14 protein-coding genes are annotated in these 17276 nt (G+C 44.3%); 2 read left to right on the forward strand and 12 right to left on the reverse strand.

Annotated elements, in window-relative coordinates; translation table 11 throughout:
- Positions 1-25: 25 nt before the first annotated feature.
- From clpA to proB, 6 genes are all read right to left on the reverse strand, one after another.
- A complete protein-coding gene (gene clpA / locus RT143_RS03235; RefSeq protein WP_313091125.1) occupies positions 26-2485 on the reverse strand; it encodes an ATP-dependent Clp protease ATP-binding subunit ClpA in 2460 nt (819 codons plus the stop codon).
- A gap of 390 nt (positions 2486-2875) precedes the next feature.
- Positions 2876-3349, reverse strand: coding sequence for an ATP-dependent Clp protease adaptor ClpS (locus RT143_RS03240; protein ID WP_313091128.1), 474 nt, complete (start codon positions 3347-3349; stop codon positions 2876-2878).
- A gap of 42 nt (positions 3350-3391) precedes the next feature.
- On the reverse strand, positions 3392-4252 hold the full coding sequence (locus RT143_RS03245) for a hypothetical protein (RefSeq protein ID WP_313091129.1): 861 nt from the start codon (positions 4250-4252) through the stop codon (positions 3392-3394).
- A 289-nt stretch (positions 4253-4541) separates the two neighbouring features.
- Positions 4542-5609: an N-acetyl-gamma-glutamyl-phosphate reductase gene (gene argC / locus RT143_RS03250; protein WP_313091131.1), complete on the reverse strand. Its 1068-nt coding sequence runs from the start codon at positions 5607-5609 to the stop codon at positions 4542-4544.
- Positions 5610-5630: 21 nt separating this feature from the next.
- Positions 5631-6740 (reverse strand): uroporphyrinogen decarboxylase, encoded by a 1110-nt coding sequence (hemE, locus tag RT143_RS03255; protein ID WP_313091133.1) that lies wholly within the window; start codon positions 6738-6740, stop codon positions 5631-5633.
- Positions 6741-6826: 86 nt separating this feature from the next.
- Positions 6827-7975 carry a glutamate 5-kinase gene (proB, locus tag RT143_RS03260; RefSeq protein WP_313091134.1) on the reverse strand — a complete coding sequence of 383 codons (1149 nt, stop codon included), beginning with the start codon at positions 7973-7975 and terminating at the stop codon, positions 6827-6829.
- A 313-nt stretch (positions 7976-8288) separates the two neighbouring features.
- Here proB and RT143_RS03265 point away from each other — a divergent pair, with 313 nt between their 5' ends.
- Entirely contained in the window at positions 8289-9170 is an 882-nt protein-coding gene (locus RT143_RS03265) for a DegV family protein (protein ID WP_313091135.1), read from the forward strand.
- Between the two features lie 74 nt (positions 9171-9244).
- Here the strand turns inward: RT143_RS03265 and obgE are convergent, their stop codons facing one another.
- The 4 genes from obgE to RT143_RS03285 form a co-directional block, all read right to left on the reverse strand.
- Positions 9245-10465, reverse strand: coding sequence for a GTPase ObgE (gene obgE / locus RT143_RS03270; RefSeq protein WP_203172067.1), 1221 nt, complete (start codon positions 10463-10465; stop codon positions 9245-9247).
- Between the two features lie 150 nt (positions 10466-10615).
- Positions 10616-11968, reverse strand: a complete 1353-nt coding sequence (locus RT143_RS03275; protein WP_313091136.1) for a glyceraldehyde-3-phosphate dehydrogenase — start codon at positions 11966-11968, stop codon at positions 10616-10618.
- A 125-nt stretch (positions 11969-12093) separates the two neighbouring features.
- The gene (locus RT143_RS03280) at positions 12094-12699 is read right to left on the reverse strand and encodes a lipocalin family protein (protein WP_409519683.1); all 606 of its coding nucleotides are present in this window, start codon (positions 12697-12699) and stop codon (positions 12094-12096) included.
- Between the two features lie 331 nt (positions 12700-13030).
- Positions 13031-14050, reverse strand: a complete 1020-nt coding sequence (locus tag RT143_RS03285) for an NUDIX domain-containing protein (protein WP_313091139.1) — start codon at positions 14048-14050, stop codon at positions 13031-13033.
- A gap of 152 nt (positions 14051-14202) precedes the next feature.
- On the opposite strand from RT143_RS03285, the gene hemP reads away from it, so the two are divergent.
- A complete protein-coding gene (gene hemP / locus RT143_RS03290; protein WP_007114963.1) occupies positions 14203-14367 on the forward strand; it encodes a hemin uptake protein HemP in 165 nt (54 codons plus the stop codon).
- 134 nt (positions 14368-14501) lie between these two features.
- Here hemP and RT143_RS03295 read toward each other — a convergent pair whose 3' ends face one another.
- Together RT143_RS03295 and RT143_RS03300 are read right to left on the reverse strand one after the other, a co-directional pair.
- Positions 14502-15266 carry an SDR family NAD(P)-dependent oxidoreductase gene (locus RT143_RS03295; RefSeq protein ID WP_313091141.1) on the reverse strand — a complete coding sequence of 255 codons (765 nt, stop codon included), beginning with the start codon at positions 15264-15266 and terminating at the stop codon, positions 14502-14504.
- An 86-nt stretch (positions 15267-15352) separates the two neighbouring features.
- Positions 15353-17047, reverse strand: coding sequence for an AMP-binding protein (locus RT143_RS03300; protein ID WP_313091142.1), 1695 nt, complete (start codon positions 17045-17047; stop codon positions 15353-15355).
- Between the last annotated feature and the right edge of the window lie 229 nt (positions 17048-17276).

Below are 17276 nucleotides of genomic sequence, written 5' to 3' on the forward strand. Positions count from 1 at the left end.
GCTCCTTTTTTTATACTAGACATTACTATACATTGTCAATTTGCTTTTCATCAATGGGCACAAGCTCAATCGCTGTTTTATCGGCATTCATACGAATCGACACCGTACCACCATTGACCAAATCACCAAATAATATCTGCTCTGCCAATGGTTTTTTGATTTCATCTTGAATCAAGCGGTTCATTGGGCGTGCACCCATGAGACGATCGTAACCTTTTTCTGCGAGATAATTTCTGACTTCATCATCAATTTCAAGCACCACTTTCTTGTCATCGAGCTGGGCTTGCAGCTCAACCAAGAACTTATCAACCACAGATACAATGACATTTTGATCCAATGGGTTAAATTGAATGATGGCATCCAAACGATTGCGAAACTCTGGGGTAAACATCCGTTTCATCGCCTCACTATTGTCGCGGCTATGGTCTTGTTTGGTAAAGCCCATGCTGTTGCGACTGATGCTATCAGCGCCGACATTGGTGGTCATAATCAGTATCACTTGTTTAAAGCTTGATGTGCGACCGTTATTGTCGGTGAGCGAGCCATGATCCATCACTTGGAGCAGCAAGTTAAATACATCAGGATGGGCTTTTTCAATCTCATCTAGCAATAGCACACAATGCGGGAATTGATTGATTTTTTCAGTCAATAAACCACCCTGATCAAAGCCCACATAGCCTGGCGGTGCCCCAATCAAGCGTGACGCCGTATGTGCTTCCATATACTCAGACATATCAAAACGAACCAGCTCAATGCCTAATAAATTTGCTAACTGACGACTGACTTCAGTTTTACCGACACCGGTAGGACCGGCAAACATAAATGAACCAATCGGTTTATCATCTGGTTTTAAGCCTGCACGTGACAACTTGATGGCATCTGCCAAGTTTTTAATGGCTTCATCTTGACCAAACACCAGATGTTTTAGGTTACTTTCAAGATTTTGTAGCACCGATTTGTCATCCGTTGAAACTGATTTTGGTGGGATGCGCGCAATTTTAGAAATAATATATTCAATTTGCGGGACATCAATCACCACCTCGCCATCTTGTTGTGCCGCATCAATCACTTTATTATCGGCTTCGCTTAACATAGCTTCAGGTTCGACAACACCATCCGCTGCATGGCTAACATCCAAATCATCGGCAAGTGCGTCTTCATCCACCACAGGCTGATTTGATAGCTTATCATTTGCGACGCCATCAATGGGTTGATTGCTGTCCACAGTAGATTCAACCTGATTTTCGGCTTGTTTTTGCAGGCGAACAAATGCACCCGCTTCATCAATCACATCAATGGCTTTGTCAGGCAAAAAGCGTTCGTGAATGTGTTTCACCGCCAGATGCACAGCACTTTGTAGCGCCTGATCGGTATAGCTTACGTTATGGAATTTCTCATATTGTTTTTTCAGACCGCGTAGAATATCAATTGTTTCATCAATGGATGGCTCGTTGACATCAACTTTTTGGAAACGACGACTTAAAGCATGGTCTTTTTCAAACACTTGGCGATATTCGGTAAAGGTGGTTGAGCCGATACAACGCAGCTCACCGGATGCCAACGCAGGTTTGATTAAATTTGACACATCCATATTGCTGCTCATCGATGAGCCTGCGCCAATAATCATATGGATTTCATCAATAAATAAAATCGCATTAGGCTTGGCTTTTAAGGCATCTAATAGCGCTTTCATACGTTTTTCAAAATCGCCGCGGTATTTTGTACCGGCAATCAGCGCACCAATATCTAAACTATAAACCACACAGCCTGATAATGGTTTTGGTGCTTTGTCATTGACAATTAGCCATGCCAATCCTTCAGCAATCGACGTTTTACCCACCCCTGGGTCACCCACCAGTAGTGGATTGTTTTTGCGGCGACGGCATAAAATCTGCGCGGTACGCTCGATTTCTGCTTGGCGACCAATTAACGGATCAGTGCCACCCGTAGAGGCTTTTTGATTGAGATTAATGGTAAATTCAGTCAATGGGTCTCTATTGGATTTTTCACCCGTTTCTTCAGTTTCCACACTGGTTAATTTGTCGCGTACCTTTTTGTCTTGACCATGCGATAGGTACTGGGTTAACTCAAGTCGGGTAACCCCTTGTTTTTTAAGCAAGTACACCGCGTAGGTGTCATGCTCTGAGAACATAGATACTAGTAAATCTGAGCCTTCGACCAAACGGCTGCTGGCAACCGATTGCACATGAAAAATCGCACGCTGCAAGATACGGTCAAAACTGCGCGTTGGTTGTGGCGAGTAATCTTCGTTGATATCGACCGTTGGGGTGTGTTCATCAATATACTGGGTCAAATCTTTGCCAAGCTGATCCACATTGGCTGCACAAGCCACCAAGGCTTCTACCGCATTTTCATTCTCTAGCAGTGCCAATAGCAGATGCTCGACCGTTAAATATTCATGTGCACGTTGTTTTGCGAGTGTCACTACCAACCGCAACGTGCTTTGTAATTCTAAACTTAACATAAGATGTCCTTAATACTTGTCACCGACGGTTTTTGATTTTGCCCTACTTGAAAAAAACCATGCGCTTTAATTGGTTTGATGTGGTTATTGGTGTTGAGGGTTATGTGTATTGATGTTTTCTCAAGTTTCATTTGCCGTCACCTCAGCACCAAATATCCTGTTGATATCTGGCTAATAACGCTCAGTTCGGTTAAAAGGAAGTAAAAATGAAAGATGACAAAATGGGAAAAATCAAAATCATTACGTTTAATATAATGACATTGCTAATAAATTCAAGTGATAAAACGTAGTTAATGGCGGGTTTTAAAATGGCAAAAAATTCAATGATGAATAAAAAAATAGAAAGAAGGTGCTACCCAAAATAAAACGGGGTTAAATAGCAAACTACCCCTAACCTTGCGGCTCAATTTGACTCAATAACGGATAGCCTGCCTGACGCGCTTCACGGTTGACCGTTTGGGCTTTGGTTTCTGCGATGTCTTTAGGGTATATACCGGCAATCCCTTTGCCTTGGTGATGAATGGCAAGCATAATACTGATAGCGGAATCTAGCGAATGTTTAAAATGATTTTGCAAAACATCCACCACAAATTCCATCGGCGTATAGTCATCGTTATACATGACCACCGCATACATCTGTGGTTTTTTCAGTTCAGGATCAGCCAATAGCACATCTTCGACTGGGTCGGTATTTGGCTCGCCTTCTATGTCGGTCAAACGCGCTGGCAATGAATTTGGTGATTGGTTAGGTAGCTGTTTAGGGGACTGTGTTGGCAACCATGCCGGTAGATGCCAATCCATATTCGTGGTGGTTGGCTGTGACACGACTGATTGACGAGAAAAATTAAGCGTTTGAAGCATCATTAATTGAACATTTACCTAAGATTAGATTAAACATTGATTATACTACTTTGCAGCAGTCGTTGCGGCAGGTTTTTGCGTATTGGCTGTGCTTGCCACTGGCGTGCTATCGGTCGAACTCACAGGTCGTTTATCCGCTTCAGGCGTTTCTTCAAGCGTATATGGCATGTTATCAATCGGTTGACCGAGTTGCCAATCATACACTTGCTCAGTTTTTTGGTTGCCAGCGGTTAATTCAAGTCTCACTTGTTTAGGTACAAAGTTTTTTGGCATCAAAAACCGCCCGCGAATTCTTGCAATCCCATGAATCGAGTAACTATTGGGTTGCAATGGGACTTCGACCATATTAACTTCATCGAGCAAGGTCAATTTTGGTATCAGATTTTTTGGCTGATTTGACGGATCGACCATACCGACATCAAAGCGGTATTCATAGGCATTTTCTGGCAACGGTGCGATTTTTGCCCCGATGACTTGTAAACTCATACCACCTTTTTTGGCAAGCGACGTGGTTAAGAATTGCTGACCTTGTTCAAGCTGTAAGTTGGTGACTTTTAAATCTTGAATATCGGTACGCAGTGCTGATAGGTTCGCCAAGCTGATATCACGCTCTTGCTGCGCGGTGGTTAATTGGCTTTGCAACGTATCAGATTTTAGCTTTAATGATTTGATGTTTTCTGCTGAGATTTCAAGACCTGCGGCGGTTTTTTTCGCTTCTTCAGCAGCAAAGCTTAAGCCACGATGATAACCAATGCGTTGACCTAACACCAGTGCAATGATGGCAACTAACAACAAGCTAACCCCAAACGCAATCAACCACCCAGACACCTTGTTGGGTTGGGCAATATAATTGCGTTGTGCTTCTGGCAAAGATTGAGAAGAGTTATTATCTTCGGGCAAATCCATAGAGATACTCAAATTGAAAAACGATCAAAACATGGATAATCACAGTACTGATGATAGCTCAAAAAGGGTTGATGAATATGACATCCATTAAAGCGAATCCCATTATAAACAAAAATTATGATGAATTCAGCTAAATTTATTGACCGAAAAAATAATAAAGTTAGCCCATTTCATCATAGCGTCATATTTTTTTGGCTAAAGATAATAAAGCAATGCTTGTTATGGCATTAAAATTTCTAAACAGGTTGACCATAAATAGCTTAAGAAAACTACTTATTAAAGAAATACCTTAAGGCACTACGGCGACCAATTCCAATCCTGTTTGCTCTGCAAGCCCAAACATCACGTTCATATTTTGCACGGCTTGTCCTGCCGCACCTTTGACCAAATTATCTTGTACCACCAAAATCGTCGCCATCGGGCTATTTTCTAGTGTTTGCACCGCAATTCTTAAATAGTTGCTACCCCGTACACTACGGGTATCTGGGTATATCCCTTTTGGCATGACGTCTACAAAATATTCGTTTTGATAGCTGGTTTCATACAAAGATTGTAAATCTAACGCTTGACCCGCCGCCGTCAACCGAACATGAATCGTGGTAAACATACCGCGAATCATGGGTACTAAATGGGGTACAAAGCGGATATCATGCGGCTGAAAGCGTTTGCTTTGACCCAATATTTGGTCAATCCCTTGGGTAATCTCTGGACCATGACGATGACCTGCCACGCCATAGGCGCTAAAACTATCCGAGGTCTCGCTAAACAATAAATTCATTTTGGCTTGGCGACCCGCACCTGAGACGCCTGATTTGGCATCAATAATAATCCAAGGCTCAATCAATGCCTGCTGCTGGCTGTTTTGGGCATCGATTAGCGGTTTTAATCCCAAAATCGCCGTGGTGGGATAACAACCTGGGTTGCCAATGACCTTGGCTTTGGCAATGGCATCACGATTGACTTCGGGTAACCCATACACAGCGTCTTTTAAAATATCGGGGCAAGCATGTTCAAGTTTATACCAAGTTTCAAAATCTTGTAGTGACTGCAAACGAAAATCTGCCGCCAAATCGATGACTTTAGTGCCATTTTCGGTTAAAAATCTGGCATGCTTCATCGCAACGCCGTGGGGAGTAGCAAAGAATACCACATCACATGCTGCTAATTTTTTTTCATCCAAATCCGAAAATGTTAAATCGGTCACGCCCCGCAAACTTGGAAACATATCATCGACGCGTCTGCCCGCTTCTGAGCGCGATGTCAGCATCGTCACTTGTGCCTGTGGATGACGACTCAATAGTCGAATTAGCTCTACGCCAGTGTAGCCTGTGCCACCGACAATACCTACTTTGATCATGGTCGTCTCCTGATGTTGTTATTAAAGTTTGTACTCATGCACCGCATCAATAAAAGCTTTGGCATGGTCAGGATTAACCCATTGGTTAATGCCATGACCTAGGTTTGCTATATAGCCTGTTTTGTCACCGAGGCTATAGGCGTCCTGTAACATCAAATGCGTCTGCTGGCGAATATGCTCAGGCGATGCAAATAATGTCGCGGGGTCAAGATTACCTTGCAGCGCGATGCCTGTATGCAGCTTTTTGTGCAATTTGGTCAATGCTTTTTGTTGTTCAAAGACGATGCTGCGGGCTCTATCTAGTGGCATTGTCCAATCAAGCCCTAGCGCATCTGCGCCACTGTGGCATTGGGTATCTAACCACAAGCCGCCACCTTTGGTAAATAATACCACAGGTACCTCTGGGTATTTTGCTTTGATAGCCGCGACAATTTTAGTGTTGTAATGGTGTGAGAATTCAACAAACTGGCGATGCGCCAATGCCCCGCCCCAACTATCAAAAATTTGTACTAACTGCGCCCCTGCTGCTATTTGCGCTAGCAAATAATCAATCACGGCATCGGTGATTTTAGCGAGCAGCGCATGCAAGGTGTCAGGCTCGCCATACAACATGGCTTTGGCATAGCGGTATTCTTTAGAACTACCGCCTTCAATCATATAGGTCGCCAACGTCCACGGACTACCCGAGAAGCCAAACAATGGCGCGCGACCTGCCAGCGCATGACGAATACTGGTCACCGCTTTCATCACATAGTCGAGTGCATCTGCCATCGCGACGGTTGGCAAGGCTTCAACCTCTGCCATGCTTCTGACAGTTTTGCGAAACTTTGGACCTTCACCCGCTTCAAAATACAGACCCAAACCGAGCGCATCAGGAATGGTTAAAATATCACTAAACAAAATCGCCGCATCCAACTCAAAACGGCGAAATGGTTGAATGGTGACTTCCGTCGCCAAATCGGTATTTTTGCAAAGCGATAGAAAGTCACCGGCTTGGGCACGGGTTTTTTTATACTCAGGCAAATATCGACCGGCTTGTCGCATCATCCACACAGGGGTCACATCCACAGATTCAAAACGCATGGCTCTTAAAATGCGGTCATTTTTTAACATCGGAAAGTTATGGGTCATGTCATTGCCTTTAAAAATAATCTTGGGTAAAAATACTATTGAATCAGTCTAAAATTAGTTAAATTTCAATCAAAAATTGTCGAAAATTATACGATAATCGCCATATTATCACGATGTACCATCACGTGCCGTTCCTCATTTTTACCCAAAATCGCTTCGATGTCGCTATTGCGTTTGCGAGCGATGCGCTTAGCTTCATTTGATGAGAAATCCACCTGACCGACCGCGATACGTACCCCTGTTTTATCAACGCACTCCACCACATCGCCCTCATCAAAATCACCTTGGACTTCAATCACACCGACAGGCAATAAGCTTTTGTTATTTTTAATGATGGCATCCACTGCGCCATCGTCAATCACCAAGCGACCTGCCATACGCAGATGAGCGGCTAGCCATTGTTTTTTGGCAATGCGTTTATCATCGTCATTGGTGGTGAGCATCGTACCTAAGGATTCCCCTTTGACCACGCGATTAATCACAGTATCGATGCTGCCGCTGACAATCACGGTGGGACAACCACCCATTGCCGCAAGCCTTGCCGCACGAATTTTGGTAATCATGCCGCCACGACCCAATTTGCCACCATCTCCCGCTACGTCAAACAAATAATCTGCCATTGCTCGTTCGGTCTTAATCAGCTTCGCATCCGGGTTGGTACGAGGATTATCGGTGAATACGCCTTGCTGGTCGGTCAATATGATGTACAAATCAGCTTTGACCATGGCTGCCACCATCGCACCTAGACTGTCATTATCACCAAACTTGATTTCATCGACACTGACGGTGTCATTTTCGTTAATGACAGGCAGCACGCGCCATTCAAGTAGCTGATTTAACGTACTGGCGGTATTGAGATAACGATTTCGATTGGCAAGATCGTCATGTGTCAGTAGCAACTGCGCGCTTTGTACACCATACTGAATCAACGCCGACCACCAAGTTTCAATCAATCCCATCTGCCCAATGGCGGCGCAGGCTTGCAAGGCTTGTAATTTTTTGGGACGTTCTTCCAAATTCATCCGCACCACCCCTTCTGCCACTGCCCCTGAGGATACCAGCAAGACTTGATAACCTTCATTATGCAGCTTGGCGATTTGCTTCGCCCATTCATAAATTGCGGTGCGATCCAAGCCTTTACCATTATTGGTCAGTAGCGATGAACCAATTTTTACCACAATAGTGTTGGACTTAAGGGCTTTTTTAGTTGAGTTAGGTGAGGCGGTGGCAGTCATAAGTTGATAGTCATAATCAGTCAAGTGCAATTTTTTAATCAAATTAAATGCCATAATGGCTTGGCTGAGCATTGTAACAATTTTTACTGGGTTTATAAATGCTAATCGATGCCGGTAGCCGTTAAATATCACACGTTTTTGCCATACGCATTTTTATCCCAATTAAATAGCAACCATTGAAAAAACAAATTGACATTGTCAACTAAAAAATATCGACTTGAGGTTTTCTCAATTTAGATGAGGATAACTTGCTATCAACTTTGCTTTTATATAAATTTGCTCATCTTCATGGGCTACTGGGTTTATCAAATTTATGAAAAGAGCTGTCGTCACCACTTCCTCATCTTGTCTTGAAGCCCTTGGATTGTCGCAAGGCATGGACATTCTGCGCTTACACGTAAACATCAATAACGTTGATTTTATCGATGGTAAAAATATCACCAGTGAACGTCTAGCAACCATTATGAAAACCAACCTCAAATCGGTGGCGAGGACATTTCCGCCATCCATCCATGAGATGCATCTGTTGTTTAATGATTTGATTGCTCGCGGAGTCACTGAGGTATTTGTTTGCGGCATCTCGTCCAAATTTAGCCAAACTTTGCCCATGCTCGAAGAACTCAAAGTACATTATGCCAATCGTCTGCACATCTTTGTGTATGACACCAAAACACTCAATATTGCTGAAGGGGCGCTGGCGTACGAGGCAAAAGTGTTGATTGAGCAAGGTGAATCGTTTGAAGACGTGGCAAAAAAACTTGACGATTTGCGACGTCGCAGTGAGTTTTTATTTACCCTCAGCGACTTGGACTATATTATTCGCAACAAAAAATTGTCCTCCCCTGCTGCATTTGTTGCCAACTTATTTGATATCAAACCGATTATGCAAATTAATCAAATTGGTGAGATTGTCGCGGTAGAAAAAGTGCGTAAGCTTGAAAAAACCCTGATCACCATGGGAAAAACCGTCGAAAAACTTGCCGCAAATCAACCCGCGTTTATCTATTTGACAGATACGGGGCATCATGAAAGCACCGAGTATCTTAAATATTTATTGGCGACCCATTTTGGTTGGCATGATCTGCCTGTCATTCGCGTGTCGACCATTTCGCTCGCCAATCACGGCTTGATGGGAACAGGCATTGGGGTGTTTTATGGTGAATTACCCCACATTGTCAAAGCATTAAAAAAATGACCGGTCCTTATCTAAATTCACCTAATAAAAAAGGTTAGCCTGCGCTAACCTTTTTAAAGCTATTTCAATCACCGCTAAGGTGCGTAGACCACTTCCACGCCATCATCGTCATCGTAGTCGTCGTCATCAAAGTCATCTTCATCCAATGCGCGACCTTCACGCTCGGCTTTACGTTTGGCACGATACGCTTCTTTTTGTTCTTCCGTATTGGCGCGCACTTCCGCTTCCAGTCGTTCAAAACGCAACCGCTGACTTTCAGCAAAGTCGGGATCGGTTTCTTCCATCTCGCGCTCTTGCTCGATTTCGTTCATCAAATGCCAAACCACGGCATCAACCCCTTCCCCGGTGAGCGTGGAGGTACGAAAAACCATCCCTGTCCAACCAAGCTCTGCCACGATGTGGGTGCAAAGTTGGTTTAATGACTCTTCGGGCACTTGGTCGATTTTATTTAAAATCAAAATCTGTGGCAGTTTTGACAGCTCTGGCGAGAATTTTTCTAACTCATTAAAAATCACTTGGGCGTTTGCCACCGGGTCGCTACCATCAATGGGCTGTACATCGACCAGATGCAATAATCGACGGGTACGAGCGACGTGTTTTAAAAAGCGAATACCCAGTCCTGCCCCTTCAGAGGCGCCTTCAATCAGACCTGGGATATCTGCCATGACAAATGAGCGGTGTTTGCCCACATCCACGACACCCAAATTCGGTACCAGGGTGGTAAACGGATAATTGGCAACTTTGGGTTTGGCAGCAGAGACTTGACGAATAAAGGTAGATTTACCCGCATTTGGCAGACCGATAAGACCCACGTCAGCCACCACTTTTAGCTCAAACTTCAAGACTTTTAATTCGCCTGCAAAACCTGGGGTGGCCCGTCGTGGTGCTTGATTGGTGGAGGTTTTAAAATGGGTATTACCTTGCCCGCCGTCACCGCCTTTGGCAATCCTCGCCGTTTGCCCTTTTTTGGTCAAGTCCGCTAAGACCTCACCTGTTTCGGTATCAACCACGGTGGTGCCGATGGGCACAGATAGATAGATGTCATCCGCCCCACGACCTGAACAGTTTTTGGCGCCGCCATTTTCGCCGCGTTTGGCATCATAGCGACGCGTAAACCGGTAATCGACGAGGGTGTTGGTGTTGTCGTCGCACACCACGTACACATCACCGCCTTTGCCGCCATCACCGCCATCGGGACCACCTTTGGGGACGTATTTTTCTCGGCGAAAACTGACGATACCATTGCCGCCATCGCCTGCTTTGACTGTTACGATTGCTTCATCGATAAAACGCATTGAAGACTTTCCTTAAATTCTTGAATAACCAAATATTATAGCATGAATTTTAGCAAGAAAAATTTGAACAATCGATGTTTAAAATTTTATCCAATAAAAAACCGCCCAAAATTGAGCGGTTTTGTCATCGTCCTTAACGCTTAGGAACACTTAGGCATTTTTTGCCATGGTTTCAGCGACACGCAATACTTGGGTGCTATAGCCCATTTCGTTGTCATACCATAGGTACATCACTGCACGGTTGTCTTGCGCAAGCGTAGATTTGGCGTCCCAAATCGCCACTTTTTCACAGCCCACAAAGTCGGTAGAAACGGCTTCATCCGAATCTGAGTAAGCAATTTGTGCTTGCCATTGTTCACTCTCAGTGGCTTCTTTGATAAAGGCATTGAGTTCATCGCTTGAATTGACTGGGTTTTTGAAATTCAAATTCAAAATCGCAAGGCTCACGTTTGGCGTTGGTACACGTACCGAGCTGCCTGACAATTTGCCTTTTAATTCTGGAATCGCTTTACTGACCGCTTTGGCAGCGCCTGTGCTTGTCATCACCATATTTAAAGTTGCAGCACGCCCACGACGCTCGGCTTTATGGTGGTTATCAACCAAGTTTTGGTCATTGGTGAATGCATGGATGGTTTCCATGTGACCGTTTTCAATGCCGTATTTATCGTTTAAGAGTTTGAGCGTAGGGGTAATCGCATTGGTGGTACAGCTTGCCGCTGACACGATGGTATCACTGCCGATGGTATCATCATTGACATTATAAACGATGTTTTTGATATCGCCCGACGCTGGGGCAGTCAATAGCACTTTTTTGGCACCTTTTGACTGTAAATGCTTGCCAAGACCTGCTTCATCTTTCCATTTACCGGTGTTGTCGATGATTAAGGCATTGTCGATACCATAAGACGTGTAGTCGATTTCGCTTGGGTCAGCGGCATAAATGACTTTGATAAAACGACCGTTGGCGATGATACCGCTGTTTGCTTTATCCACCACCACCGAGCCATCAAACCAGCCATGTACCGAGTCACGCTCAAGCAAACTTGCACGTTTTTCCAAATCTGCTTCACCGGCTGGACGGACGACGATGGCTTTTAATTGTAAGCCTTTATCTGAAGCAGGACGGCTCATCAGCAACCGAGCCAAGATACGACCGATACGACCAAAACCGTACAACACGACATCTGTCGCAGGCACTTCGTCACCGCTGGTAAAGCTGTCGGCTTGTTTGTCTGCTTTGACCGCTTGACCCAAATCTACAGTGGTATGGCTTAGATTTTGGTCGTTTAACGCGGTGGCAAAAGCGAGTGTATCAGCGATGTTAAGGGCGCTTTTGTCATGATGGGCGATGATATCAACAAGATTTAGCGCAATGCGGTTGCCAAAAAACAACACATTGACGCCTTTATTGGCTAGGGTATTTAGCTCAACTAACAACTGAACCGCTTGGGCCTCTTGATTTTTGCGATTGGTGAGGTGGTCTTGGTAGAGATTGGCAGACATAGTATGACCTTTTTTTGTGAAGGAAAAATAAAATCTGTGGAAAATGCAGCAAAAATAAACGCCTAAATTGTAACGGAATTTAGGCGTTTTAGCAATTTTAAAGCAGGGTGTTTCAACTACCTAGATTATCGGCTGTTTTGTACGGTTTTTTGCAATTTACTGACATCGTAGCCTTGAGATTTTGCGGTAGCGACCATGGTTTGATAAGTGTCTTCATCCATCGTGGGTGTGCGTGACAAAATCCACAAGTATTTTTGATTTGGTGTACCCACCAACGCATGGTTATAATTGGGGTCTAAAGCAAGCACCCAATAATCGGCTTTACCCACAGGCAACCAACGCAATCCTTGCGGCAAGAAAGTAACTTTAAGTTTACTGCCACTGTCGCCATTTTTGGTGGCCTCACCAATGCTTTGCATGGGTTTGCCATCTTTGCCCATACATTGGTTATTGACTTCCACCTTGCCTGTCGGTTGTAGGGTGTAAGTGGCGGTGACATCACTGGCACAGTTACGCTGAAAAAACATCGGTAAACGGGCGATTTCGTACCATTTGCCCGCATAACGGTTTAAATCAACGCTTTGCACCGCCTGAGCTTTGCCAACGCTTGTGGGCTTGGCGGTGGTTTTGGTTGCGGTAGTTTTGGTGGGGGTGGTGGAGCAAGCACTCATCGCAAGCAATGTCCCTGCAATACCTGCCACTGCTAGCGTTTTTTTACTCATTATTTTCATTGTCTATATCACCTTATTTTACTCAGTCTTACTGCGCATTAAAGTAGTCATTTTAGCCCAAAATAAACACTCAAACGGTGACTATTGGGGCGTTTTTTTGTCAGCCAGTTGTTACAGTTAATACGCTATTGTCAAATAGCAACGCCCAAACGGTTATAGGCGTTTTTTATTGGGTCAAAGATTGTACACAGTTTCGATAGCAAACCAATTGAGTTAAAAAAGCAAGTTAATAAACTACGTTAAAAAAGTAAGTTAAAAAAGCAAATCGCTCATACCACCCACAAAATATGTAACCAAATTGTAACAAAAAAATCACCCTGTTGGCTATTTTTTATACCTTGTCGACCAATAACCGAATACCCGCGATTCCCATCGCCCCATGCTCATAGGCGGTGGCTAAATCTGCCTGCCCCACCCCGCCCAGTGCAAACACCGGCACATCACTAAGCTTTGCTAATTCGCCGAACACTTGCCAGCCCATGCCCCCATTTTGAAAGGTTTCTGGGTGTGTCGGTGTGGCTTTCACCGGGGATAAAAAACAGCCCATTACAGTATGCGAGGTTGCCAAAGTATTTAATCTGCTTAGGCTATGTTGGTCATGATAACTGCCAAAATAGCGATAATTTTTTGATAGGTTTAAGAAATTCAGCGTGACGAGTTGTTGGTGATTTAAATGTACCATGCCGTTTTTTAACGCCCCATCTAAACGCTCAGGCAAGCGCTCAAGTAAGCACGCTAGTGTTGCATATTGAATAATCGGGGTGATATCCGCCCTTATCGTTAGCAAGGCATCAATCGTAGCGGTGGCATTTTCCTGGCTAGTTTGCGGGCGAAGATAACAATGGGCACCTTGGGGCAGTTTTTGGCTATAAAAATTAACCCACATATCCACACCAACGAAGCTATCTAAGGGCTGCGTGATATAAATCGCATTGGGCAATTTTAACCAATCTAAAATGCGGGCATTAGCATCGGGTAGCGGGTATTGATTAGCAACCAGGTCTGACTGATGAACCCATGTGACCGTTTGACCTTCCTTGCCTTTACCCTGTTGTAAACCATCAAACTGCGCTTGACTCACTTGAATTTTAAAAACATGCAATGCCACGGTTTTATCAGCATAATCATGGCGTATCACCCCCATTTTGACTGCAATATTTTGCCCGATATCCAAGCCAATCTCTTCATGGACTTCACGGATTAACCCTTGTATTGGGGTTTCATCTGGCTCAATTTTTCCCCCGACAAATTCATAGCGATTGCCTTGGTGTTGACTGGCATGGCGAAATCCCAGTAGATATTGATTGTTAAAATGTATCACCGCGACTGCCACATTGACGACTTTTGACATATTTTTCTCAAACTGTTGATTATTACCAATTATAAAGCATTAAATTTGATGAAAAAGTGAAAAAAGTCACTTGACGACCCATCAAATATAAATGATAATCATTATCAATTAAACACACTATTCGCCTATCTTACAGAGAAAAGGAGTATCCCATGCTACACTTATTAAATCGCGCCAATCTCATCCAACAAAGTTCCTTGCCTACGCTATATTCCAATCATTTATTTGCGCTGACCAAAGAGATTCGCATTCAGCATGACGGCGAAGAATACCGTCTTCGATTGACCCGTAATAACCGCCTAATACTCACCAAATAGTGACTTACCAAATAGTCCCCGTGAAATTGTTAATAAAAAAAGCCAATCTTCCTCAGAGTGGCTTTTTTAGAGGGCTAAGTTGATAGTTACTGTTGCCAGTTGCCTTTCCCAGTTACCGTCAACAATCACCTGAATTAACCCATGCGAATAGCGCCGTCCAAACGAATGACGTCGCCATTGAGATAGCTATTTTCGATGATGTGTGCCACCAATTTAGCAAATTCTTCTGGGTTGCCCAAACGTTTGGGAAAAGGCACGGCTTGCTCAAGACTGGTACGGGCAGCTTCTGGCAGGCTTGCCATCATCGGTGTGCCGAACACCCCTGGGGCGATGGTCATGATACGTATTTGATGGCGCTGTAGTTCACGCGCGAGTGGTAAAGTTAAGCCCACCACACCTGCTTTGGATGACGAGTAACTGCCCTGTCCGACCTGACCATCGAATGCGGCAATTGAAGCGGTGTTGATAATCACACCTTTATCTTCATTACTGTCTGCAGTATTTTTTGCCATCGCCGCCGCCGCCAGTCGCGCCACATTGAAAGTACCGATGAGGTTAATCTGGATACCACGGGCAAAGGTGGTTAAATCGGCTGGATTGCCTTCTTTGTCCAGTAATTTTTGCACCACCACGATACCAGCACAGTTGATTGACCCTGATAATTTACCAAATTTGGTCACACCCACCTCAATCGCGTTTTTGACATCCGCTTCGCTGGTGACGTCACATTTTGCAAAAATCACGTTGTCGCCCAATTCAGCCACTAATTTATCACCGGCTTCTTGGTTCAAATCAGCGATGATAACATTTGCGCCATGCGCCACCAAATAACGGGTTGTCGCTTCACCTAAACCTGATGCGCCGCCTGTGACCAAAAATGTATTATTTTGTACTTGCATTGTTTTTCCGTTAACCTGTTATTTTTTGTTGATAAAAAAAGCCTAGCAAACACTAGATGCTCTTTTGGATAGGGATAAAATTTTTGTTAGTGCGCCTCACTCATGCTACGCAGCATAAAACGTTGCACTTTACCACTTGGGGTTTTTGGCAAGGCATCAATAAACTCAACGATACGTGGATACGCATGAGCAGATAACCGTGCATGCACCAAGCTTTGGATGTCTTTGGCTAACTCGTCATTAGCGGCATATCCGTCTTTGAGCACAACATAGGATTTGATGATGTGACCGCGTATGTCATCTGGCACGCCAATTGCCGCGGTCTCCGCTACCGACGGGTGTTCCATTACCGTATTCTCGACATCGGTAGGACCCACGCGATACCCTGCGGTGGTAATAATATCGTCATCACGCCCGACAAACCAAAAAGTGCCATCATCATGCTGTTCGACCATATCGCCCGTCAGATAATAGCCATTTTCAAACGGATTTTTTTCGTTCCACGTATAGCCTTGGAAAAATAAGGATGGCGAGTTCGCCACATCAACGGCTAGTTGACCTTGTACGCCTGCGCCTACTTCATTAAAGTTTTCATCCAGTACCGCCAATCGATAACCTGGCAAGGGCATACCCATTGAGCCAATTGGCTGATCATGGGTTAACTTATGATGACAGCAGCACGCCATCCCCAATTCGGTTTGTCCATAATGGTCAAGAATAGATGCGCCAAGATTGTCATTAATCCACGTCACCACTTCAGTATTTAACGTCTCACCCGCTGAGCTAATACGCGTCAATAGCGGTAACTCATCAGCTTTGTTGTCAAAAACACCGCTTGATTTCATCATACGAAATGCGGTGGGCGATGAGGCTAAATTAGTGATTTTATGGTTTTTGATAAAATCTAATGTATGTTTGGCATCAAACCCTGACTCATTAAAGTGGGTAGTAGCACCCACTAACAAAGGTCCTGTAATCGCATAATACAAGCCATATGCCCAACCTGGGTCAGCCATGTTCCAAAACCGATCATTATCGCTTAAACCCACTGCGTGTACCATATACAAATAAAATGCGGTTAGCGCTTTAAGTGGTACTGCCACACCTTTTGACTTGCCCACGGTACCTGAAGTAAACATTTGCAAAAAAGGATCTTCCCCTGTTAGCATCACAGGTTCAAAGTCTTCCCTTTGCGCTGCCATTAGGCTATTAAAATGCCAATCGCCATATTGTTTGGCAGCTTGCTCGCTGCCCACCATCACCATGTTTGGTAGTGGGTTTATATCATTGAATTTTTCACGGTTATGGCTGTCGGTGAAAACCACTTTGGTATCGGCTTTTTCAAGGCGGTATTCAATCGCTTCGACACCAAATGCGGTAAACAATGGCTGATATACCGCACCAATGCGCCACGCACCCACAATTACCGCTAACAAAGTCGGTGTGCGGGGCAGCATGGTTGATACCCGATCGCCTTTTTTCACCCCCAAAGAAGTGAGCAGATTTGCCATTTTACCGCTTAGTTTATCGAGCTGTGCGTAAGTGATTTTATGGATATTGCCTTGGGTGTCTTCATGCACTAGCGCGACTTTATTTGCTTTATCAGACTGGGCATGACGACCCACACATTCTACATAGCCGTTGATACCATTGATGCGGCAACCTTGCAGGATTTGCTGTTCAAGTTCGTCGATATTGAATTGGTCAATATAGCTTTGATAGTGGTAGCTTTGATAATCAGGATGGGTAGATTGCGGGGTTTGGGTGTCAAGATTGTCCATGACAGGCTCCTAATGTCGTCCATGAAATAGGAATAAGGCCAGTGTTAACGGTCACCCACTGGCTTAAAATAACGCTGACTTGAAATAAATCTGGCTTGATGTAACCAGTTTATTTGCGATGGGCTCGCAACTATTGCTGATTTACACTCGTACTGACTTACTTGTATCTCGATTTACTTGTACCAAGTCAAGCTAACAAATTCCTTTTGTCAGCTTATGATGCCTAAAA

Source organism: Moraxella sp. CTOTU48268 (assembly GCF_032069585.1).
Taxonomy (GTDB): domain Bacteria; phylum Pseudomonadota; class Gammaproteobacteria; order Pseudomonadales; family Moraxellaceae; genus Faucicola; species Faucicola cinerea.